This is a genomic window from Sphingomonas sp. 28-62-20, from assembly GCF_002281505.1.
In genome coordinates, this window is record NZ_NCGH01000017.1 from 103,141 (window position 1) to 125,088 (window position 21,948).

General features: G+C 63.0%; 17 protein-coding genes. 3 read left to right on the top strand and 14 right to left on the bottom strand.

The window, feature by feature from the left end; translation table 11 throughout:
• Nucleotides 1-18: 18 nt before the first annotated feature.
• From B7Y43_RS14440 to B7Y43_RS14455, 4 genes are read right to left on the bottom strand one after another with little or no spacing between them, the layout of a single operon-like run.
• Nucleotides 19-549, bottom strand: a complete 531-nt coding sequence (locus tag B7Y43_RS14440; protein ID WP_374132365.1) for a cytochrome c family protein — start codon at nucleotides 547-549, stop codon at nucleotides 19-21.
• Complete coding sequence (locus B7Y43_RS14445; protein WP_374132409.1) at nucleotides 546-1,181, bottom strand: heme exporter protein CcmB; 636 nt, start codon at nucleotides 1,179-1,181, stop codon at nucleotides 546-548. The genes B7Y43_RS14440 and B7Y43_RS14445 overlap by 4 nt, the downstream gene beginning before the upstream one ends.
• On the bottom strand, nucleotides 1,181-1,765 hold the full coding sequence (gene ccmA, locus B7Y43_RS14450) for a heme ABC exporter ATP-binding protein CcmA (RefSeq protein WP_374132366.1): 585 nt from the start codon (nucleotides 1,763-1,765) through the stop codon (nucleotides 1,181-1,183). Before ccmA ends, B7Y43_RS14445 begins: the two co-directional genes overlap by 1 nt.
• Nucleotides 1,762-2,163: a metallopeptidase family protein gene (locus tag B7Y43_RS14455; protein ID WP_374132367.1), complete on the bottom strand. Its 402-nt coding sequence runs from the start codon at nucleotides 2,161-2,163 to the stop codon at nucleotides 1,762-1,764. Before B7Y43_RS14455 ends, ccmA begins: the two co-directional genes overlap by 4 nt.
• A gap of 47 nt (nucleotides 2,164-2,210) precedes the next feature.
• Between B7Y43_RS14455 and B7Y43_RS14460 the strand changes: the two genes are divergently transcribed.
• A complete protein-coding gene (locus tag B7Y43_RS14460; protein WP_374132368.1) occupies nucleotides 2,211-2,501 on the top strand; it encodes a 4a-hydroxytetrahydrobiopterin dehydratase in 291 nt (96 codons plus the stop codon).
• 130 nt (nucleotides 2,502-2,631) lie between these two features.
• Here B7Y43_RS14460 and B7Y43_RS14465 read toward each other — a convergent pair whose 3' ends face one another.
• Nucleotides 2,632-3,417, bottom strand: coding sequence for an SDR family oxidoreductase (locus B7Y43_RS14465; protein WP_374132369.1), 786 nt, complete (start codon nucleotides 3,415-3,417; stop codon nucleotides 2,632-2,634).
• 84 nt (nucleotides 3,418-3,501) lie between these two features.
• On the opposite strand from B7Y43_RS14465, the gene B7Y43_RS14470 reads away from it, so the two are divergent.
• Both B7Y43_RS14470 and B7Y43_RS14475 read left to right on the top strand, forming a co-directional pair.
• Complete coding sequence (locus B7Y43_RS14470; RefSeq protein ID WP_374132370.1) at nucleotides 3,502-4,314, top strand: ATP-binding cassette domain-containing protein; 813 nt, start codon at nucleotides 3,502-3,504, stop codon at nucleotides 4,312-4,314.
• Entirely contained in the window at nucleotides 4,311-5,846 is a 1,536-nt protein-coding gene (locus B7Y43_RS14475; RefSeq protein ID WP_374132371.1) for an ABC transporter permease/substrate-binding protein, read from the top strand. The genes B7Y43_RS14470 and B7Y43_RS14475 overlap by 4 nt, the downstream gene beginning before the upstream one ends.
• A gap of 30 nt (nucleotides 5,847-5,876) precedes the next feature.
• On the opposite strand, the gene B7Y43_RS14480 is transcribed toward B7Y43_RS14475, so the two are convergent.
• The 9 genes from B7Y43_RS14480 to B7Y43_RS14520 all read right to left on the bottom strand — a co-directional run bounded on the left by B7Y43_RS14480 (nucleotide 5,877) and on the right by B7Y43_RS14520 (nucleotide 21,948).
• On the bottom strand, nucleotides 5,877-7,196 hold the full coding sequence (locus B7Y43_RS14480) for a hypothetical protein (protein WP_374132372.1): 1,320 nt from the start codon (nucleotides 7,194-7,196) through the stop codon (nucleotides 5,877-5,879).
• A gap of 550 nt (nucleotides 7,197-7,746) precedes the next feature.
• Nucleotides 7,747-11,334: an ABC transporter permease/M1 family aminopeptidase gene (locus B7Y43_RS14485; protein WP_374132373.1), complete on the bottom strand. Its 3,588-nt coding sequence runs from the start codon at nucleotides 11,332-11,334 to the stop codon at nucleotides 7,747-7,749.
• A 12-nt stretch (nucleotides 11,335-11,346) separates the two neighbouring features.
• Nucleotides 11,347-12,267 carry an ABC transporter ATP-binding protein gene (locus B7Y43_RS14490; RefSeq protein WP_374132374.1) on the bottom strand — a complete coding sequence of 307 codons (921 nt, stop codon included), beginning with the start codon at nucleotides 12,265-12,267 and terminating at the stop codon, nucleotides 11,347-11,349.
• A 38-nt stretch (nucleotides 12,268-12,305) separates the two neighbouring features.
• Nucleotides 12,306-13,403 (bottom strand): WD40/YVTN/BNR-like repeat-containing protein, encoded by a 1,098-nt coding sequence (locus B7Y43_RS14495; protein ID WP_374132375.1) that lies wholly within the window; start codon nucleotides 13,401-13,403, stop codon nucleotides 12,306-12,308.
• A 24-nt stretch (nucleotides 13,404-13,427) separates the two neighbouring features.
• Nucleotides 13,428-13,622 (bottom strand): hypothetical protein, encoded by a 195-nt coding sequence (locus tag B7Y43_RS14500; RefSeq protein ID WP_374132376.1) that lies wholly within the window; start codon nucleotides 13,620-13,622, stop codon nucleotides 13,428-13,430.
• 459 nt (nucleotides 13,623-14,081) lie between these two features.
• Complete coding sequence (locus tag B7Y43_RS14505) at nucleotides 14,082-16,067, bottom strand: ferritin-like domain-containing protein (protein WP_374132377.1); 1,986 nt, start codon at nucleotides 16,065-16,067, stop codon at nucleotides 14,082-14,084.
• 16 nt (nucleotides 16,068-16,083) lie between these two features.
• Nucleotides 16,084-17,553 (bottom strand): efflux transporter outer membrane subunit, encoded by a 1,470-nt coding sequence (locus B7Y43_RS14510; protein WP_374132378.1) that lies wholly within the window; start codon nucleotides 17,551-17,553, stop codon nucleotides 16,084-16,086.
• Nucleotides 17,550-20,738 carry an efflux RND transporter permease subunit gene (locus B7Y43_RS14515; RefSeq protein WP_374132379.1) on the bottom strand — a complete coding sequence of 1,063 codons (3,189 nt, stop codon included), beginning with the start codon at nucleotides 20,736-20,738 and terminating at the stop codon, nucleotides 17,550-17,552. The genes B7Y43_RS14510 and B7Y43_RS14515 overlap by 4 nt, the downstream gene beginning before the upstream one ends.
• A 4-nt stretch (nucleotides 20,739-20,742) precedes the next feature.
• Nucleotides 20,743-21,948, bottom strand: a complete 1,206-nt coding sequence (locus tag B7Y43_RS14520) for an efflux RND transporter periplasmic adaptor subunit (protein ID WP_374132380.1) — start codon at nucleotides 21,946-21,948, stop codon at nucleotides 20,743-20,745.

A 21,948-nucleotide genomic window follows, 5' to 3' on the forward strand; every position in this document is an offset into this window, starting at 1 on the left:
ACCGCGTCAACGCTGCGATCAGGGCTTGGTCTTCAGAAAGGCGATCACGTCCGCACGGTCCTGCGGCTTCTTCAGGCCGCCAAAGGTCATCTTGGTGCCGGGCATGAACTTCATTGGCGCTTCGAGATATCTGTAAAGCGTTGGCGCGGTCCAAACCACACCGCTCTTCAGGTTTGCGGCAGAGTATTTGTAGCCCGGCACAGTCCCGGACTTGCGGCCAACGACTCCCGCCAGTGACGGCCCGATCCGGTTCACGCCCTTATCGGTCACATGGCACGTCTTGCATTGGACAAAAACCTTGGCGCCCGCAGCAGCATTGCCCACTGGCATGGGTGGCGCCGTCTGGGCAGCGGCAGGGATAGCCACGACTGTGGCAGCGAGAGCAACGGGAAGCAGGCACCTGATCATGTTGGTTTCGTTCCTGAGAGTGACGTTACCGCCCAATCTAACGGGCCGTGAGACGCAATCAAGCGCTGAATGAATCATCGGCGTCACCGGACGAGGCTGGTGGCGGTGCCCTTTCGCGCTCATCGCGTGACGTTGCTTCATTCCCGCCCCACCCGAATCGCCGCCGCCGCCAGAAACGGCGCGCCCGCCACCAGCAATAAGGTCACCGCGCCGAGCAACTTGAGCGCCCCTGCCCCGCCCTCAATCGATCCCGCGCCGAAGATCAGCAGCGGCACCGCGAGCGGCAGCATCACCAGCCCGGCGACCGAACTCGCCCCCCGTAAACCAGCGACCAGCGCCGATGTCGCCACCGCGAGCGCGGCAAGGCCGGGGGTGCCGATCAGCAATCCCAGCTCGATCGCGCCCAGCGTTGCCGCATCGATGCCGAGCAAGCCCGCCGCGATCACCGCCGCCAGCATCAATGGAGGCCCAAAGCTCAGCCAGTGCGCGACGATCTTGGCCGCCGCCACTTCGACCATCGAACACCCGCGCACCGCAATCTGATCAAGCACGCCGGCATCGGCATCGGGCGAAACCAGCCGTTCGACCGGCAACAGCGCCGCCAGCAATGCCGCCGCCCAGATCACCCCCCCGCCGATCCGCGCCAGCAGCACCCGGTCCGGCCCGATTCCGAACGGGAACAGGATGCAGGCCAGCAGGAAGAAAGCGACCGGAAACACAGCGCCCCCGCCGCTCCAGGCGCGGCGACTATCGCGCAGGATCAGCGACAGCATCATAGCGTCACGCCCGCCAACATGATCTCCTGCGCACCGGGCAACAGGATCGGCTGATGGGTCGCAACCACCAAGGCGCCGCCGCGCGCGCGGTGCGCGCCGATAATGTCGCCCAGGCGGGCCACTGATGCCACATCCAGCCCGCTCGCTGGCTCGTCGAGCAACCAGACGGGCGCACCCCCGGCGATCAGCGGCGCCAGCGCCGCGCGGCGCCGCTGCCCGGTCGACAGCAACCGCACCGGCACGTTGGCAATATGGGCAAGCCCGATTTCCGCCAGTGCAGCGGCAACCTCCGCCCGCCCCGCGCCATCGATCCGCGCCCAGAATAGCAGCGCATCGGCCAGCGTCCGCTCTGGATCGAGCGCATGCGCCTCGGCCAAATAAGCGCGCGCCACGCCGCCAGTCACCGTCCCCGCTGACGGTGTGAGTAACCCGGCGGCGATTCGGATCAGGCTGGATTTACCGACCCCATTTGGCCCGCTGACCACCAGCGCATCGCCGCCAGCAAGCGCGAACGAGACATTCTCGAAGAGCAATCGCCCACCGCGCGTGCAGGCGACCTGATCGAATGCCAGACCGCTCAAGCCTGATGGTCCCCATCATGTTCAAGCGCGTGCATATCGGCATCCGACAGCCCAAAATGATGGCCAACCTCATGCACCACGACATGGGTGACAAGCGCCTTGAGATCGACGCCGGTATCGCACCATTCATCCAGGATCGGGCGGCGATAGAGATGAATGCGATCGGGCAGCGCGCCTGATTGCATGCTGCTTTTCTCGCCCACGGGCTGGCCGTGATACAGCCCGGTCAGGCCGAACGGATCATCAATTTCAAGCTCGGCGAGCGTTTCTTCGTCGGCGAACTCCTCAACGATCAGGACGATATCGGCAACATGGGCCGCGAACGGATCCGGCAGCCGCGCGAGCACATGGCGCGCCAGCCGCTCAATCTCCTCTGCACTCGGTGCTTGCCCCGTCATGCCGACCGCCATAGGCCGGACCGCAAAGCCACGGCAAGGGGATGACCATGATCGAGCAGCTGAGTGAGGCAGAACGCGGCGAGGCGCTGGACGGCCTGCCAGATTGGGATTTTGACGAAGGCCGCGACGCCATCACCCGGAGTTTTGCCTTTGCCGATTTCGTCGAGGCGTTCGGATTCATGAGCCGGGTCGCGTTGCTTGCCGAAAAGGCCGATCATCACCCCGAATGGTCCAATGTGTGGAACCGCGTCGAAATATTACTGACCACCCATGACGCAGGCGGCCTCAGCCACCGCGATATTGATCTGGCCCAGGCGATCGACGGGCTGGTCGACTGAGGCCGGATGATGCCACGACCTTTGAAAAGAGCCCGTTCGTCCTGAGCGAAGTCGAAGGACACGCCACAAGTGCTGCGCAAGGTGCTTCGACTTCGCTCAGCACGAACGGTCACGGTAAAGTTATCGCCCTTCAGGTTGCCACCCCGCGCCGCATCTGCTTGCGCAGGATTCCCGGCAGCCAGCGCGCGGCAAAGGCCATGCGGTGGGCGGTCTTGCCGACATAGGTGTGGACCTTGTCGCCATGCACCGCTGCCCAGGCCGCCGCGGCCACGTCGCTGGCAGGCGTCAGTTCCAGTCCCGCGCCCGTTACCGTCTCGCGGATCGATCGGTTGGTGCCGCCCGCCACACCATCGAGCAGCGGCGTTTCGATGAAGCTCGGCACCAGATTGCGCACCTTGATGCCATCGGCCGCCCATTCGCCGTCCAGCGCCTCGCTCAGCGCGCGCACCGCGAACTTGGTCGCGGAATAGACCGTCAGCCCCGCCGACCCGTAAATGGCAGAGGCAGATGCCGTGTTAAGCAAGCACGATCCGGGCGTCCGCGCCAGATAGGCATGGCCGATCCGCGCGCCATTGACGACGCCCGTGAAGTTGATCGCGATCGTCCGGTCAATATCGTCGAAGGTCGCTTGCGCGAATGGCCCGCCGGTGCCGATGCCGGCATTGTTGAACAACACGTCGAGCCTGCCGCCCGCTTCCTCGGTAAAATCATCCAGGCAGGCGATCCACGCGTCACGATCGCGCACGTCCATCTTATAGACATGCGCCATGCCGGTCGGCAGCTGCGCGGCAGTCTCCGCCATGCCCGCTTCGTTGACATCGGCCAGCCCCACGCGCCAGCCACGCGCGCCGAAATAGACGGCGACCGCCCGGCCAATCCCTGATCCACCGCCGGTGATGAAAATTGCCTTGGTCATCCGTGCCATCCCTCATCTGCGGCGTCGCTGTCCGCCCCCATCGGCGTTTGACGCCGCGCGCTTCATCCCGCATCACCGCAGACGATGCCACAAGAATCGCGCAGTCTTGGTCCTTCGGTCGCTTTCGAGCGCGTTTCCAAACACTATCCCGGCGGCGCGACGGCTGTCAGCAACGTGTCGATTGAGATTGCCGCGGGCAGCTTTGTCGCGCTGGTCGGCAGCTCGGGATCGGGCAAGTCGACGCTGCTCAAGATGATCAACCGCTTGGTCGACCCCAGCACCGGTCGGGTGACCGTTGGCGGCACCGCCGTGGGCGAGGAAGACGCCCATCTGCTGCGTCGGCGGATCGGCTATATCTTCCAGAATATCGGGCTTTTTCCGCATATGACCGTTGCGGAAAATATCGCCATCGGGCTGCGGCTGGCCGGGAAGAAAGACAATGCCGCCAGGGTCGCTGAACTGCTCGACCTGGTCGACCTACCCCTCGATTTCGGCGCGCGGACACCCGATGCGCTTTCAGGCGGCCAGCGCCAGCGCGTCGGCGTCGCGCGCGCGCTTGCCACCGAACCCGGCCTGCTGATCATGGACGAGCCCTTTGGCGCGCTCGATCCTGTGACGCGCGATCAACTGGGTGAGGCAATCCGGCGGCTGCACGATCGGCTCGCGCTCACCACGATCATGGTCACCCACGACATGGCCGAAGCATTGCTGCTGGCGGACCGCGTGCTGGTGATGGATGCAGGCACGGTCGTTGCCGATTGCACGCCGCGCGCGCTGATCGCGGGCGAAGGCGGCGCGCAAGCCGATGCGCTTGTTGCCGTCCCGCGCGAACAGGCGCGTCGCCTGCGCGCGCTTGAAGGCGAAGCGGGCGCATCAGATCCGGGGCGAGCGGCATGAACAGCCCCTTTTTCAACGCACTCGCCCGCGTGCCTGATCTGCTGGCGGCGCATGTTCTGCTGGCTGCCTCTGCGCTCGTGCTGGGGCTGGTCATCAGCTTGCCGCTCGCCATCTGGTCAGCGCGGCGCCCGCTGGTGGCACGCGCCGCGCTGGGCTTTGCCAGCCTCGTCCAAACGATCCCCAGCCTCGCGCTGCTCGCGCTGTTCTACCCGCTCCTGCTGTCGCTCTCAGCAATGGTCGGCGGCGAAATCCCCGCGCTTGGCTTCCTGCCCTCGCTGCTCGCCCTCACCCTCTATGCGTTGCTGCCCATTCTCAGGAACGGCGTCACCGGGCTCAACAGCATCGATCCCGCCGTGATCGAGGCGGCTGACGGCGTCGGCATGACGGGTTGGCAGAAGCTGCTGCTGATCGAGGCCCCGCTTGTCTCCCCAGTGCTGATGGCGGGCATCCGCACGGCCGCCGTGTGGACGATTGGCGCGGCGACGCTCTCCACCACTGTCGGCCAGCCGAGCCTGGGCGACATGATCTTTGCCGGCCTCCAGACGCAAAACTGGGCGCTGGTGCTGGCAGGCTGCCTGACCGCCGCGACGCTGGCGTTGGTCGTCGATGCGCTGCTCGGCGTGGTCGAATATGGCATTGCGCACCGCAAACGGGTGCGCGCCTTTGTCGCGCTCGGCATCCTTGCGGCGGGAATCCTGCTGGCGCTGACGCCGATGCTGCCGACGGGGCAAAAGAGCGTTGTTGTCGGCGCAAAGGGTTTTTCGGAGCAATATATTCTGGCCCGCCTAATCGGCCATCGCCTCGAACGTGCGGGCTACCGCGTCACTTATCGCGAAGGCCTGGGCTCGGCGGTGGCGTTTGCCGCGCTCAGCGGCGGTGACGTTGATGTCTATGTCGATTATTCGGGCACGATCTGGACTAACGAGATGAAGCGTAGCGATGTCCCGCCGCGTACCGCGATCGTGCAGGGCATCGGCAGCTGGGCCGACAAGACCCATGGCATCCGCCTACTGGGCAGCCTCGGCTTCGAAAACGCTTATGCCTTTGCGATGCGCGGTGATCAGGCGAAGCAACTCGGCATCCGCTCGCTCAGCGATCTTGTCGCCCAGGCACCCGCGCTCAACTTCGGCTCGGACCTGGAATTTCTCGAACGGCCCGAATGGGCAGCGGTCAAGCGCGCCTATCCGCTGCAGTTCAAATCGGCCCAAGCCTATAACCCCACTTTCATGTACCGCGCGATCGAGAGCGGCCGCGCCGATGTCATCTCGGCCTTTTCCTCGGACGGACGCATCGCCGCGCAGCATCTCGCGGTCCTCTCCGATCCCAAGGGCGCGATCCCCGGCTATGACGCCATCCTGCTGGTCAATCGCGCGCATGCCAGCGACGATCGCTTCCTCAATGCTATCAAGCCGCTGGTCGACCATGTCCCGGTCGAGCTAATGCGCGAGGCCAATTACATGGTCGACCGCGATACCCACAAGAAGAGCCCCGAAGAGGCAGCGACCTGGCTGGAAGCCCGCATCGGCCGATAGAAATGCCCCTTCTCTCTGGCGACTGCCCTCTCAAACTGAGCTCACATCGCACCCACGCCTGACGTCAAAATCTACCATATTCTTCCCGAGGCGCTCCTGGAACTTCGCCTCGGTTATCTGCCCGCGCGATGAGGGTTTGGTGATTTCATGCAGCGGCGTGCCGATGCGCGCGAGCATCACCTTCCAGTTGATGTCATCCAGCGTGCGTTCCGGTAAAAGGTCGTTCGCCATCATCTCGCGCAAGGCATCGACGGCACCGATTGCGGCAGGGCCAATTCGACACAACGCGATCCGGGCCGCGGCGATTGGTTCGATTTCTTGATCTGGATGGTTGTTGATCGCCTGTTCGCGCGCGATCTGCGATCGTTCGGCGTGCTCGCGGATGATGCGAATAAGCAGCGGGACCGCAGCCGCGCCGCGATCCGCCTGTTGCACGATCAGCCCATCGGCATAACGCCGTTTCTTGGGGTCTTTCAGAATAGCGTCTTCCAGGGCGATGATCGCGGGCGAACGGTCTGGCAACCGATACAGCTGCGCGGCCAGGGGTTGTACAACCTCACGATTGGCCCCGTCTGCGGCGATCCGTCGCAAGATTGGCGCGTGAAGTACCGTCAGGTCGTCCCCAAAATGCACGATGGCGTCGTCAATCGACTGAAACTGGGTGACACGCTTGTCTTTGATCAAATCGACAAGCAATTTCCTGTCGTCGTCCTGCACCGTGGCGAGTCCCAGTGACTGCATCCAGCCATCAACCAAACCAAATGCCGGATCACTGGCGGGCGCCGATCGATTCCCGACCAGCTCAATCAGCCGTGCCTTCACCAGTGGTATGGACTGGCCGGTGATCTTTGTTGGCGTCAGGGTCGTGTACTTCAGCAGTCGGCTGTTATCGTCGATCTCGCGGTCTGCGCTGTCGTTGATCAGCGGCGTGCGCAACCAGCCAAAGACTGGCGTGGCGTAGCTAACAAAACCCACGAGCCCTGGCAAAAGCGGACGGATCAGCATCAGGGTCGAGGCATGGGTTTGCCGAAACCGAATGCGCCCTTGTCCATCCGTCACCTGAAGCAGCGATGCGGTGACCGGCAAGGCGTCAAACGACCAATTCCATTCGTAAGACGGCGGCGACCTGCCGAACCGTTCATAAACATACTTGCCGATCGTGAAATCCGCATGTGGCTTCGGTGGTTCGGCAATAATGCAGTCGCGTGTCGATAACCGCAGCGCCCATTCGGTTGCCAATGATTGACGCTGCAGAAAAACTGCCGTCCATTTTGGATTGCCCGCTACATTGCCAGGCCAAGCCCGCTCCTCCAAGCGCCTCGCGGCAGCGGCGTCGGCAGGATCGCGCAAGGCATCGGGATTTTGGGGCAACACGGTCGGTGCAGAACATTGCGCACGCGGGACCAGCCGGAACCGGGTGCCTGCGCCAGGCTTGGGTGCCTCCTTGAACAGGTCAAGCGAGACGACAGTCACACTGCGTACCGCCGGCATCGCCAGCAGCGCGGCGCAAAGCGCGTCGCAACCTTCGCGATACCGGCGAACATTGCCCCTTTCGTCACGGTCGCTTCGATCTACCGGCTCCCCATCGCCAGCGATGCCGATCACCCGGATATCGCCGTGCAGGGCAATGGGCGCCGAGGGGATGATATCCGGCGCGGCCGACTGGGCCAGGCGATACCGACTTTCGGCGCGGCTTTCGTCGTTAAAGGTCCACCAGTAAAGCAGCACCAGCGCGACAACGATAATCAGCGATATCGCTTTTACTTTGAAAGCAGCCGACAGTTCGGCGCGTTGATGCTCTGCCATTGTGGGTCATGCCTTTGCCGACCACCCGAATAACAGCACAATGCTTGCCAATATATTGATGAAAAATTCGAATAATATCCTGAAGCCCTGTGACCTACCCCGTCACCGCCACAACATTATCGTCCGAATTCCGATCGATATATTTGTTATATGGATCAACCCCCGCGAACGCCGGTTTCTTCTTCGACACGATCGTGATCTTCTGCTCGCCCGACACGACCGGGCGACGTTCGATCAGGTCGACGTCCTTGGCGCTGAACTTGCCGATGCCCGGCCGCGCATCGAACAAGCCAATATCGATCACGTCGTCCAACCGCGCCTTGGTTTCCTTGCCCTTGCCATCGGCGTAGAATTTGTCGCCGGTCACAGTCAGCACCGTCTGGTAACGGCCATCGGGCAGCTTGGTGACCTTCGCCTCCTTGGTTTTTAGGTCCCAGATCGTGATTTTTTCGAACAAATCGCTGATCAGCGCGCGCTCGCCGTCATTGCGGGCGAGCGATTTCAGGCCATCGACCAGCACCAGCGACCGCGCATAGGGTTGGCTCTTGAAGCGGTACTGATTGAGGATGCCCGCCAGCATGGCATTCATCCGGTCCTCACCGAGTCGATCCTGCAGGAGGTACATCGCCACCGCACCCTTGCGATAGTGGATATAGCCCTGATTCTCGACGCGTTCGAGCGGCAGTTCCTCGATCGCCTCGCCGCCGCGTGCGCGTAGATAACTGTCGAGTTCATATTTCAGGAACCGGCGCATCTTGTCTTCGCCGTACAGCTTTTTCATCACCATCATCGCCGAATATTGCGCCATTGTCTCGACCAGCACGGTGCCGCCCTGCATGTTGGCGGAAAGCAGCTGGTGACCCCAATATTGATGGCCAAGCTCGTGGGCCGTCACGTAGCTGACATAATCGATCGCGTCCTTGTCCCGATTGTCCGCAATAAAGCCGATCCGCTCGGAATAGGGTACCGTCCCGGCAAAGGCCTGCGCAAAGCTGGCATAGCCTGGAAATTCGATGATGCGGGCATAGTCGAACTGATAGGGCCCAAAACTTGCCCGGTAATAATCAAGGCTCTGCTTCATCGCCTTCAGCATCGCATCGACATTATAGGCGTGTTTGGGATCGTAAAAGACCGTCGTCTTCACGCCACTCGCGTCAGCTGATTTCTCGGCATAGGCAGCCGACTGGACTGAAAAGAACGCCATGATCGGCGCGGTGGCAACAAAATGCGCCGTCCGGCGCCCGCCCGCGGTCACATCCGACACCTTTTTGCCCGGCGCGATCGGCGTCTGCCCTGCATCGGTCGTGACCGTAATGTCGCTCGTCACCCAATCGGCATTGGCGATATAATTGCGGTCCTGCGCCGACACATCTTCCAGCTTGGCTGGCCGCAGTTCGGCAGGCAGGCCGTATTTACGGCGCTTGACGCGGTCCTGCAGCAACTGATCCCGCGACATACCGATGATCGGCGCGAATTCGAACGCGTTCAGGAACGTGCCATTGGCCACGATGCTGGTATCGTCGCCCTGCGCGCGGAAACCATGCTGCCAGCGCTGGGTCTTGAAGCTCAAGCTGGCCGTCGCGCCCGGTGCCAGCGGCTTCGGGAAGTGATAGATTCGGTAGCGATTATCCTTGTCATCCATCGCCAGTGTCGCGCCTGGCACCTGCACATCCAGCACGTTCACCGTCCGCCCGGAGAAGCGGACATGCAGATCGCTAACCGGCGCGCCAGTGTCGTTGACAAGGGCATAACGGCCAGTTGCTTCCATCCGCTTTTGCGCGGGATACAGCTCGACATTCAGCTTGATGTCGGTTGTCGATGGCTGCTTCAGCGATTCATATTTGAGATATTTCTTCTCATAATTCGCCTGTTGCAGGTCATTGTCGTCGCGCGTCCGATAATCGTTCAGGACATTCATGTTGTAAAAGATGAACGCGCCCGACGCCGCCGCCGTGACCACACCGATACCGGCAAGCAATCCCGGCATGCCCGCCAACCGGCTGGGCATCCGCCGCAGCCGGGCTGACAGCGACACCGCCGTCCCGCGCCGCCACAGCAGATGCGCGAGCACCGCGAGGATCAGCGCAATTGCGCTCCAATAGAGCCTGAGCCACCAGCCCGTTGCCCCGCCGACATTGTCGCCGTTCATATCCGAAAGCTGGACATTGCCCGTGCTGCCATAGGTGTAGAGCGGATGTTCGAAGCCGATATTGCCGAGCGTAATCGTGGCGACGAAATAGACGACCATGATCGCCCAACCGACGAACTTGTTGGGGCTAAGCGCCTGGACGAAGATGGCCAGCACCGCCAGCAGGATCATGTCGACCGTGGTCGGTACGATATACCAGGCGAAATACGCGCCCAGGCCAAGCTCGGTCTGGCCACGGCCCAGCTGGATCAGGATCGCAGCGACCATCGAAATGATCAGCGTGGCGAACAAGACGGCGGACAGCGCCAGCGTCTTGGGCACCAAATAAGCCCAGTTGGGCAGCGACGTCGCATCGATGATCTCGTGCATCTTGCGATCACGGTCGCGCCAGACCAGCTCGCCTGAATAATAAATGGCGATGATGATCGGGATGATGGCAAACGCACCGAACAACACCTGCAACACCGCAAAAGTCAGCGGACGGGCAGGCGTGCCGTAAATCTCATTGGCGAAAAACAGGCCGCCACCCGCATTGAACAGGCCGACCAGCATCAGCACGAAAAAGGCCGGGCTCTTGAACACCTGCGCCATTTCGAAGCGGATTCGCGCCATCATCCGGGCAGCGGCGGCGGCTTCCGGCCGTGTCGGGGGCAGCGTATCGACCAGCAAGGGCGCGGTCGCGGCGAGTTTTGCCTCGCGCTTGGCCATCTTCTTCAGCTTGCGCTTCGATACGCCGCGCTCGGCAAAGCTGAACCGGCCATAAGCAAGGGCCAGGGCCGCCACCGAAACCGCAAGCCAGATCAGCCGATTGACGATCAGCATCCCGGTCAGCGGTGGGGTCAATGTGTTCGATTCAGCGGCGGTCCAATAGCGCGTGACCGTCGCAAACGCACCGATGCCGAACGGCTCGACATAGCCGGCCCATTCGCGGAAATTCGGCTGGGTCCGGATCACGCTATTGAAGACGATGTAGATGACGAGGAAAACGACGACGCCGACATAGGAATACATCATCGACCGCGTCATCGTGGCGACCGCAAAGAAGATCGACGATGTCAGGATGACATTGGGCAGCGCCATGACGACATAGGCAAAGGCATAATCTGCCAGCCGATTTGGCCCGAGCGTTTCCGAATCGACCCAGGGCATGAACGACCCCACCCACATCGCCAGCGGCACCGCCAGAAAGGCTATGCACGCCGCCAAGGTGGCGCCCACAAAACGGGCGAGCAGATAATCGAACTTCGTCACGCGCGTCGATTTGACCATCGGGCCGAATCCGCTTTCGTCATCGCGGACGATCACATTGGCAACGAACGCCGTCGTCACGAACATGAAGAAGATCGACATGATCAGATGCGTCTGCACAATCGCAAACGGGCTGTTCTTATGGACATTGCCGCCACTGCCGATCTGGATCTGCTCGACCGTTGCCGCGCCGAAGACGAGCAGGAAGAACAGGATCGAGACAACCCAGAAGACAGGATTGCGGAACTGATAGCGCAGCTCGAACGCGGCGATCTTGGCGAACATCGATGCGGCCCCTTATGCGGCTTGCGCGGTGGGGGCGCGGCGCGAACGCGCCAGGGTGGAGAAATAGACATCCTCCAGCCCGCCATCGACGGCGGTGAAACCGTTGCCGGGGTCATTGTCCGACAGGATGTGGATGATGGTCCGGCCGGCGAACAACCGGGTCGAGATCACCTCATGCGCGGCGGCAAAATTGGCCATCTGCTCGCGCTCGATTGTCTTGGCCCATACCGTGCCGCGTGACCGCTCGATCAGCTCGAGCGGGGCGCCTTCCAGCTGGATCTTGCCGCCTGCCAGCACCGCCATGCGCGGGCACAGGTCGGCGACGTCATCAACGATGTGCGTCGACAGGATGATCGCGACATTGTCGCCGATTTCCGCCAGCAGATTGAGGAAGCGATTACGCTCCTCTGGGTCGAGGCCAGCGGTCGGTTCGTCGACGATGATCAGCTTGGGGTTGCCGATCAGCGCCTGGGCAATGCCGAAGCGCTGGCGCATGCCGCCCGAAAAACCAGCAATGGCTTTCTTGCGGACGTTCCACAAATTGGTCTGGTTGAGCAATGTCTCGACCGTTTGCTTGCGCTCGCGCGCCGAGGCGACACCCTTCAGCACCGCCATGTGATCAAGCATGTCATAGGCCGAAACGCGCGGATAGACACCGAAATCCTGGGGCAGATAGCCAAGCTGCGCGCGCAGTTTTTCGGGTTCGGCAATCACGTCGATGTCACCGAAGCGGATGCTGCCCGATGTCGGCGTCTGCAGCGTCGCGACGGTACGCATCAACGTCGACTTACCCGCGCCATTGGGCCCCAGCAGCCCGTACATGCCGGTCGGAATCGACAGGCTCACGTCATCAAGGGCACGCGTGCCGTTCGGGTAGACATGGGTCACGTGGCTGAGTTCGAGCATCTTTTCCCCCTCGAGGATTATCAACATATCATAGCCATACTGTATTATTACAGTAAAGCGGAATGTTAACGATTCAACTCCAGCCGCTGAACGGCAGTGCCAATCGCATAAGCACGCATGCCCTTGGCTGTTTTGACGAAGCGAAACTTGTTGGCCGCTTTGGCGACTGGTGCCGGCGCAAAGCTCTTGCCGCCGTCTTTGGTTTCGAAACCGCCGACGGTGGTGCCGACCCAGCCATGCATAGCATCGACAAAGCCGATCCCAAGCTCGACCGCCGCGCCATTGTTGACCAGCGGCAATTCGACCCATGTCTTGCCGCCATCGCTCGTCTTGACGATGTGCTTCTGCGTCGCCGACTGGTCATAGCTCATCACCGTGGCAAAGCCGGTGGTTGCGTCGACGAACGACGCCTTCCAGATCAGTTCGGCAGGCCGGCTGCTCTGATAGACCTTGGTCCAGCTCTTGCCGCCATCTGTGGTGCGTAGGATCAGCGCATTGCCGCTCGCCACATCGCGGCTGGTGGCGGCGAAGATCAAGCCGGTCTGCTCGTCCAGGAACTTGATGTCGAGGATCATCCCCGCCGTGTCGCTCAGGTCAGTCGCGGTCCAGGTCGCGCCGCCATCGAGCGAACGGATCATGCCCGTCGGCCCGCCCACCCGTCCGGCGGCGGTGATGATAACGCGCGGCTCGAGCTTGCCCTGATAAATGCGCTTGGTGCGCAAGATATCGATCGCGCAAATACCCGCGACCTTCACCCCGCCAATGTCGATCGGCGTCCAGGTCACCCCGCCGTCATTGGTGCGATAGAGCGGCGTCGTGTCGGTGACGCCGGGATAATAGTCGGTGCCGACATTGCCGATATAGCCGGTCTTCGCATCAACGAAGCCGACCGCACGGATGAAGGTGCCGGGCTTGCTCGCTACCTTGGTCCAGCTATCCCCGCCGTCGCTGGTCGCGAACAAATCACCCTTGCCAGTGCCGTACCAGCCGTGCTGCGCATCAGCGAAGCTGATGTCGTCGCGCTTGCCGGGATAGGCCGCTGTCGGCAGCGTCTGCCACTCGGTCGCCGCCGTTGGTGCGTCGGCAACCTGGGCAATCGCCGCCCCGGTCGCATAGCCGAGCGCGACGATGAGCGCGCCGGTGATCAGTTTTCGCTTGGTCATATCCGCCCTTCTTGAAATGATCGGTCAGCCTTTGGAGCAGCCCTTGGCGTCGCCCCTGCCTTTGGTCGCGGTCGGGATCAACGCCATCTGCGAGCCAGCGATCGCAAACAGGACGATCCCGGTCGTCGCATCATTGCCGATCAGCCAGATGTAGAGACCGATCAGGGTCACGAACCCTGCGGCCATGCCCAATAGCGTCGCCATCATTCCTGCAGACATGTCGCTGCCTCCACCATGTCATTCTCCCATGACCTAATGTCATGGTCAGCTGACATATGAAGTTGAGTCGCGACGATGTCAAGCGACCCTGTCATTCGGAAGCGTTGAAGAGGTGTTTCAGTTTTAGAGCGTGATGACGTTAGGTCGCTTCAACCTCAGACCCGTTCGGGCTGAGCGAAGTCGAAGCCCACGCGCTGCACATGCCCTTCGACTTCGCTCAGGGCGAACGGGGTTTGGGTTGGTCCAATCCAAAGTCATCAGACTTTAAGTCGTTGCAACCAAGCTGATCCACCCCTTTTCGTCACCCCGGGCTTGACCCGGGGTCCCGCTTTTTCTTGGACCGTGAAGCAGCGGGACCCCGGATCAAGTCCGGGGTGACGGGTGCGTTGATTTGATCACAAGCCGTGACAGGCTCACCCCTGTTGGGTCTCAGCGCACGTCGCTCCCATGCGCGTGAACTCAGCTTTTAAAGCCGATCTTGCGATGCGTGCCGTCGCAATAAGGCTTGTTGGCCGATCCCCCACAGCGGCACAGCCAAGTCGACGTGACCCGGTCAAAGGTCCGCCCAGTCCCGGCGCACAGCTCCAGATTGCCGAGTACTTCGAGCGGGCCGTCCTGTTGTGGGTCGATCACCAATGTCCCGCCGCGCGCGGCAAGCGGTTGCGATTCGCGAGTCTCGGGCTCGCCCGTTGCCGTGAAGCCGATCGCGATATGGCTGCTGTCGCAAAACGGCTTGTTCTTCGACGCGCCGCATCGGCACAAGGTGGCGCGGTAGCCGATCGGCTTGCCGTCGAGCAGCATGTCGGCGCGCACCCCGATCGGGCCATTTTCGCGGAGCTGGACCAGATTGACGGGCGGCGGTGCTTCTTCATGGCCGCCGTCGTGCCGCCGATACTGGATCGCGCCCGACGGGCACATATGCGCGACCGTCACCAGCCCCTCGGTCGTGGTCGCATCGGGGTCGATCCACGGCCCCTCGACATTGGCCTTGAACACCTTGGGCTGGCCAAGCACGCAGTGGCGTGCATGGATGCAGCGCTGCGCATCGAAGATCAGGTCGATCGACTGGCCTGGGATCAACTCGCGGCCATCGTCCGCCTGGATCGGTTCGGGCGGCGCGGGTGGGGTATCAATCACGGGCGTCTCCTCAATCGCTGCTGTGGCGGGCTGCAGCACGCTTGGCGGGGCGAGCGTCGTCGTGGCTAGCCGATTGGCCAGCCGTTCGAGCTGGGTCGCGGTCACCTCGGCAAGCTCGGCCTCATCTTCCTGATGGGCGGCAAGCCAGGTCGCGCGCGCGCTGATCTGGTGCAGTCGCTCGGTCAGCACCGGAATTGCCCCTTCGGCGGGCGGCAAGGCAGCGGCGGAACGCAGCGTGGCGAAGCTCAACCCCGCCGTGCAGCCCGGATGCTCCTCATTGGCGGGCAAAGCGGTCAGTCGCTCCGCCACCGGGGTCAGGATTCGCATCAGCTCGATCGCAGCATTGACGAGGGATCGCTGCGCCGCCTTGTCGACGCCGGTATAGCTGAGCGCCAGGCAGCGCAGGCTATGATTATAAATGGCATTGCCAATGTCGAGTAATTCGCTGGCAGGCGCAGCGTTGATCCACATCTTGCCCTCGGGCAACGGTGGTTTGCGCATGACCGGGTTGTGCGCCGCCGCGCGGCCCGGCTTGAAATCGGGCCGCGCCGCCAGCAACGCCTGATATTCAGCGCGAATCTTCAGGAAGCGCTGGAAGTGCGAATCCTCGACCCCCGCTTCCGATCCTTCGCCCTGGCGCACGATCGCGTCGATCGCGGCAATCGCGCTTTTCACGCAGCGTACGATCGTCAGATTGGGCAGCGCCACCACGTCCGGGCCGATCTGGTGCGCCTCGTCGCCAACGAACAGCGCGTCTTCGCCGATCGACGCGGCGAGCCCGCTAATCCCATCCTCAATCGCCTGATACAGCTTGCCAACGGTCGCATAGTCCATCGTCGCCGACATCAACCGGTCGCTCGCCAGCGTGCGGACATAATCGCGTTCGGGCGCAAAGCCCTCGCCATCGGCCATCTCGACCGTATCGGGGCGCTCCAGATAGATGAAATGATCAAGCGTCTGCACATTGAACGGGGCAAGCTTCACCACGACGCCCGCCGGGTGATAGCCGGGTGCGATCGGGAAATTCTGCCGCCCGAAATGCGCCGGCGCGCCGAGCGCAGACAGGATGTTGGAGACAATCGCCAGATGCGCCATCTCCTCAATCGCAACATCGAGTATCTCGCCGCGCCAGCGCTTGATCGCCGCCAGCTCTTCCTCTGTCACGCCCTCGTCAACCGAGTCCTTCAGGCTGAACATCGCATAAAGATAACAGCACATCAGATTGTGCTCGATCTCTGCCGCCTCGAACAACACGCCCCATAATTGCTCACGTGAGGCGGGGACGGAATCGGCGATGGCATCAGTCATGGGGCGGGTCTCTCACTCAGGGCTTTGGCGCGGGATCAATGCGACGTTCGGGAAAGGGCGCATCCTGCCACCCCCCGCCCAGCGCCTTGAACAGGCTGATCTGCGCCGCGGCGACCGCCGCATCCGCCTGGGCGCGGGCAGCGCGCGCGGTGGCGCGATCGCGCTCGGCATCGATCAGCTGCAGGAAACTGTCGGCACCATTGTCGAAACGCAGCCGCGACAGCCGCGCGGCTTCCGAGCTCGATTGTTCGGCGCGGACCAGCACGGCATCGCGGTCGAGCGCACCTGCATAGCGCGCCAGCGCCTGCTCGGTCTCGCGCAGCGCGGTCAGCACGGTGCCATCGAAGCGGGCAAGCGAGGCTTCCGCCCCTGCCTTTGCCTGGCGAATCCGAGCCCGTGCAACCGTCTGGTTGGGCAGGTTCCACGAAATCAGCGGGCCGACCGCATAATTGACTGACGTCGGCTTGAACAACTGGCTGCCGCGCGTGGCGTTCAGCCCGATCCCGCCCGCCAGGGTGATCGAGGGGTAAAGATCGGCCACCGCGATCCCGATCCGCGCGGTATCGGCCGCGAGCGTCCGTTCGGCCGCGCGAACATCGGGGCGGCGTGCCAGCAGTGCGGCGCCGTCGCCCGCCGGGATCACCTGGTCAAGCCGGGGCGGCGTCGAGCACCGGGCGGCATCGGCATCGACCTCGGCAGGTGGTCGCCCGGTCAGCGTCGCCAGCGCATAGAGCGCCGCGCGCTGTTCCGCCTCGAACCCCGGCAGTTGCGCCAGGGTCTGCGCGAGCAGCACATCGGCGCGCTCGACATCGCGCTTGGTGCCGCGCCCGGCATCGAACAACGTCTTCGTTAGGCCCAGCGTCTTTTGCTGCAGATCGACCGTCTCGCGCGCGACCGCCAGCTGGGCCGCGTTCGAACAGGCGGTGACATAGGCGCTCGCCGTCTCCGCCACCACCGCCACCCGCGCCGCGTCGAGTTGCGCCGCCGAGGCTTCAAGATCGCCGCGCCCGGCCTCAACCGCTCGCTTCACGCCGCCGAACAGGTCGAGTTCATAGGAAACGTCGAACCCCAGCCGGAACAGATCGAACTGGAACGTTTGCACCGGCCCAGTGCCACCACCAAAGGCCGCCGCATTGGCGCTGTTGCCCTGTTGCCGCTGATAGGATCCGGTCAGGTCGGTCGAGGGCAGCCCTGCGCCCTTTTGCTCCGACAGGACGGCACGGGCGCGGAGCAGATTCGCCGCCGCCTCGCGAATATCGGTGTTGTGGGCGAGCGCGTCCTGGATCAGCCGGTCGAGCACCGGGTCGCGGTACAGTTGCCACCAATGGTCGGGCAGGGTCTGCGCATTGGCGATGCTTTGCGCGCGCGCCGCCTCAATCAACGCACCGGTCGCAGCCTCGGGGGTGGCCGGGCGCTTGTAGGTGGGGCCGACGACGCAGCCTGAAAGGGCCAGCGCCGTGCCAATCGACAGGATCAGCCGCTTCATGGCAGCACCTCCGCCGATGGGGCTTCGGGGAGTGGCGCGGGCGTGCGGTGGCGGTTGATCCACCCGCTCGCCCAGTCGCCCAGCTTGCGGCTGATCACGTAGAAGCTCGGCGTGAACAACAGGCCAAAGGTCGTCACCCCAATCATCCCGAAGAACACCGCCACGCCCAGTGCCTGGCGCAGTTCGGCCCCCGGCCCGGACCCGATCACCAGCGGCAAAGTACCCAGGATGAAGGCGATCGACGTCATCAGGATGGGGCGAAGTCGCTGTTCGGCGGCGTGCTCGGCGGCGGCGCGGAGTTCCATCCCGGCATCCTCATTCTGCTTGGCGAATTCGACGATCAAGATCGCATTCTTCGCCGCCAGCCCGATCAGCACGACCAGGCCGATTTGGGTCAGGATATTATTGTCGAGCCCCATGACGTTCACCCCGACAATCGCCGCGAGCAAGCACATCGGCACGATCAGGATCACCGCAAAGGGCAGCACCAGGCTTTCATAATTGGCCGCCAGCAGCAGGAAAACGAACAGCACCGCCAGCCCGAACACCAATGTCCCCGTGCTCCCCGCCTGTTGCTGGGCAAAGGCAAGCTCGGTCCATTCGAAGCGCATGCCCGCAGGCAGGGTTTCGCTGGCGAGCTTTGCCATCGTCGTCAGCGACTGGCCCGATGAATAGCCATGCGCGGTATCGCCCTGCAATTCGGCCGATGGATAGAGATTATAGCGCACCACCCGGTATGGCCCGCTGTCATTCTTCAGCGTCATCACCGCATCAAGCGGCACCATCGCCCCCGATGCCGATCGCGTCTTGAGCTTGCCGACATCAGCGATGTCGTCGCGGTACGGCGCATCGGCCTGCGCCGTCACGCGGTAGGTGCGACCCAGGAAATTGAAGTCGTTGATATAGGTCGACCCGAGATAGGTGCCGAGCGTCGAAAAGATATTCTGCACCGGCACGCCCAGCTGCTCCGCGCGTGGACGATCGATATCGGCATAAAGGCGCGGCGTGCGGACGTTGAAGGTGGTGAAGCTACTGGTGATGCCCGGCGTCTGGTTCGCCTTCATCATCATCGCAAAGGCCGCCCCTTCGAGCGCGGCATAGCCATTGTTGCTGCGGTCCTCGATCAACATCTTCCAGCCGCCGCCCGTGCCGATCCCGCGAACCGGCGGCGGCGGGATGACGAGCAGGACACCGTCAGTGATCGGCGCCAGCGCCTGGCGCAGTTCATTCGCCACTGCATCGGCATGTTTGCGGTCGGCAGCGGGCTTCAACGGCACGAACATCGCCGCCGCATTGGGCGCGGTCGAGAAGGTCGCGCCGTCAAGACCCGCAAAGGCGACCGTCGCCTCAGTCGCCGGGTTCTTGAGCGTGATGGCAGAGGCGCGCTGCAACACCTCGGTCGTGCGCTGCAGCGACGATCCCGGCGGCAATTGCGCCGCGACGATCAGATAGCCCTGGTCCTGCGCGGGAATGAAGCCCGTCGGCGTCGCATTGAAACGCCAGCCCGCCAGCCCGATCAGCACGGCATAACAAACGACGATGATGCCCAAGGATCGCACCGCCCGGGCCGTGAATTTCCCGAACCGGTTGGAGAGCCTGTCGAACCCGCCATTGAAGCCGCGCGCGAACCGGGCGGGCGCACCACGCCACCCTGACGCTGGTTCGCTGGCATGTTTGGGCTTGAGCAGCAACGCCGCAATGGCGGGCGACAAGGTCAGCGACACAAACGCCGAAATCGCGGTGGCCGACACGATCGTCAGCGCGAATTGTTGATAAAATTGCCCCGAAATGCCCGGAATGAAGCTGGTCGGGATGAACACCCCGCACAGCACCAGCGCGATCGCGATCAGCGCGCCCGACACTTCGTCCATCGTCTCATGCGCGGCCTGGCGCGGGGTCAGCCCCTTTTCCTCCATCAGCCGTTCGATATTTTCAACGACGACGATTGCGTCATCGACGACGATGCCGATCGCCAGCACCATCCCGAACAGCGACAGATTGTTGATCGAAAAGCCGAACAGCGCGAGCGCGGCCAGGCTGCCGACCAGCGACACCGGAATCGCGATGATCGGGATCAGTGCCGCACGCCAGCTCTGCAGGAACAACAGCACGACCAGCGCGACCAGGACCAGCGCCTCGAACAAGGTCCGATACACTTCGTCGATCGACGCGGAGATATATTCGGTGGGGTTGTACGGGATGCGATAGGCCATGCCCGGCGGAAAGCTCTCGGCCGCGCGGGCGAGTTCGTCCTTTACCGCCTGGGCTGTGGTGAGCGCGTTCGATCCCGGCAGCTGAGTCACTGCAATGGCGGTGGTCGGCTGACCGCTGAGCATGGCGTTGATGCCATAATCCTGTGCGCCCAGCTCGATCCGGGCGAGGTCGCGCAACCGCGTCAACCGCCCTTCGGCATCGCGCTTGATGATGATTTCGCCGAACTGTTCCGGTGTCGTCAGCCGCCCCTCAGTCTGGATACCAAGCTGGAACGCCGTCCCGCCCTGATTGAACGGCGGCTGGCCGACCGATCCGACCGCGACCTGTGCATTTTGCGCGCGGATCGCGCTGGTGATTTCATCGACGGTCAGGTTGCGCGCGGCGGCAAGATCGGGGTCGATCCACACCCGCATGCTATAGTCACGGCTACCAAAACTGCGCGTCCCGCCAACGCCCTGAATGCGCGCGATCCGGTCGATGATCTGCGTCGTGGCATAATTGGAAATATATTGCTGGCTGAGCGACTTGTCGGGCGAATAGAGCGTCGCGACGAGCAGGATGTCAGGCGAATTCTTGCGCACCGTCACGCCGATCCGACGGACATCTTCGGGCAAGCGCGGCTCGGCCGAGGAGACGCGGTTCTGCACCAGCACCTGCGCCTGATCGACATTGGTGCCCTGTTTGAACGTCACGGTAATCGCGATTGCGCCGTCACCGGTTGACGAGGATGACATATAGATCATGTCCTCCACCCCGTTGATCGATTCCTCCAGCGGCGCGGCAACCGTCTCGGCCAAAGTTTCGGCGGTCGCCCCAGGATAATTGGCGCTGACCACCACGGTCGGCGGCGCAATCTCGGGATATTGCGCCACTGGCAGGCCGGGATAGGCGACCAGCCCGAACACCATAATCAGGATCGACAGCACCGCTGCAAAGATCGGCCTGTCGATGAAGAAATGCGGAAAGCGCATGGCCCTAGCGGACCCCGGCTTCGGCAGCGGGCGGGGCGGTATTGGGCGAAGAAATGGGCGAAGTATTGGCCGCGCGTGGCTTTAGCACCGTCATCGTCGCCTTGACCGGCATCCCCGGCTGCAATCGGGTCAGGCCATTGATGACGACATGGTCGGTCGGCGCAAGCCCTTCGCGCACCACCCGAAGCCCTTCGACCGGCGGGCCAGTGACGACCGGACGGGGGGCGACCTTGCCGTCCTTGCCAACGACATAAACGAGCTTGCGCGTCTGATCGGTGATGATCGCCTCATCAGGGACCAGCATCGCGCGGTAGGTGCCAGACCCAAGCAACCGCGCCCGCCCGAACAGACCCGGCGTCAGAAAGCCATCGGGGTTGGCGACAACAGCATGCGCGCGGATCGTGCCCGAATTGGGGTCAATCGCATTATCGACAAACTCCATCCGGCCATGCCAGCGATAGCCGCTTTCATCGGCCAGCTGGATCTCAACCGGATTGGGCGTGCTGCGAGAGGATCCGCGCTCACCCGCCCGGTCCTGGCGCAGATATTTGAGGTAAAAGCTCTCCGCGCCGTCGAACGAGAACCAGATCGGATCGGTCGAAACGACGCGAGTCAACACCGTCTGCCCCTCTGCGACCAGATTGCCGCGGCTGACCTTGCGATCCGATACCCGGCCCGTAATCGGCGATCGGACCGTGGTGAAGCCCAGGTTGAGCATCGCCGCACTCGCCTGCGCGCGCGCTGCTTCCTGGTCGGCGCTGGCGGTGCGTTGTGCCGCCTGCTTGGTTTCGAATTCTTCCTTCGAAATCGCCTGCGCCTCAAGCAATGTCTGCGCGCGATTCAGTTCGGTCTGGGCGTTAGCCACTGATGCGCGCGCCTTGGCGACCGATGCCTGTGCCTGCATCAATGTGGCGCGATAGGGGCGCGGGTCGATCGTGAACAAGGCCTGGCCCCTGCGGACTATTTGGCCATCGCGGAACAGCACCTGGTCGATCGCACCCGATACGCGCGGGCGGATTTCGACGTCCTGAATGGCCTCAAACCGGCCGATATATTCATCCCAATCGACGATGTTGCGCTGAAGCGGGGTCGCGACCGTGACATGGGTTGGCGGCGGCGCCGGTGGCGGGGCATTGCCCGAACAACCGGCGAGCAAGGCGGCGAATACGCCCAGCGCGATCATCTGTCCCTGCCCGCGCCGTCCAACCAT

What these genes read in the sequence shown, in the direction of transcription:
- B7Y43_RS14445 (WP_374132409.1), bottom strand. Translation starts at nt 1,181, where the DNA reads ATGCTGTCGCTGATCCTGCGCGATAGTCGCCGCGCCTGGAGCGGCGGG.
- B7Y43_RS14465 (WP_374132369.1), bottom strand. Translation starts at nt 3,417, where the DNA reads ATGACCAAGGCAATTTTCATCACCGGCGGTGGATCAGGGATTGGCCGG.
- B7Y43_RS14475 (WP_374132371.1), top strand. Translation starts at nt 4,311, where the DNA reads ATGAACAGCCCCTTTTTCAACGCACTCGCCCGCGTGCCTGATCTGCTG.
- B7Y43_RS14520 (WP_374132380.1), bottom strand. Translation starts at nt 21,948, where the DNA reads ATGGTTGGACGGCGCGGGCAGGGACAGATGATCGCGCTGGGCGTATTC.
- B7Y43_RS14485 (WP_374132373.1), bottom strand. Translation starts at nt 11,334, where the DNA reads ATGTTCGCCAAGATCGCCGCGTTCGAGCTGCGCTATCAGTTCCGCAAT.
- B7Y43_RS14510 (WP_374132378.1), bottom strand. Translation starts at nt 17,553, where the DNA reads ATGAAGCGGCTGATCCTGTCGATTGGCACGGCGCTGGCCCTTTCAGGC.
- B7Y43_RS14505 (WP_374132377.1), bottom strand. Translation starts at nt 16,067, where the DNA reads ATGACTGATGCCATCGCCGATTCCGTCCCCGCCTCACGTGAGCAATTA.
- B7Y43_RS14500 (WP_374132376.1), bottom strand. Translation starts at nt 13,622, where the DNA reads ATGTCTGCAGGAATGATGGCGACGCTATTGGGCATGGCCGCAGGGTTC.
- B7Y43_RS14460 (WP_374132368.1), top strand. Translation starts at nt 2,211, where the DNA reads ATGATCGAGCAGCTGAGTGAGGCAGAACGCGGCGAGGCGCTGGACGGC.
- B7Y43_RS14490 (WP_374132374.1), bottom strand. Translation starts at nt 12,267, where the DNA reads ATGTTGATAATCCTCGAGGGGGAAAAGATGCTCGAACTCAGCCACGTG.
- B7Y43_RS14515 (WP_374132379.1), bottom strand. Translation starts at nt 20,738, where the DNA reads ATGCGCTTTCCGCATTTCTTCATCGACAGGCCGATCTTTGCAGCGGTG.
- B7Y43_RS14455 (WP_374132367.1), bottom strand. Translation starts at nt 2,163, where the DNA reads ATGACGGGGCAAGCACCGAGTGCAGAGGAGATTGAGCGGCTGGCGCGC.
- B7Y43_RS14440 (WP_374132365.1), bottom strand. Translation starts at nt 549, where the DNA reads ATGAAGCAACGTCACGCGATGAGCGCGAAAGGGCACCGCCACCAGCCT.
- B7Y43_RS14470 (WP_374132370.1), top strand. Translation starts at nt 3,502, where the DNA reads ATGCCACAAGAATCGCGCAGTCTTGGTCCTTCGGTCGCTTTCGAGCGC.
- B7Y43_RS14495 (WP_374132375.1), bottom strand. Translation starts at nt 13,403, where the DNA reads ATGACCAAGCGAAAACTGATCACCGGCGCGCTCATCGTCGCGCTCGGC.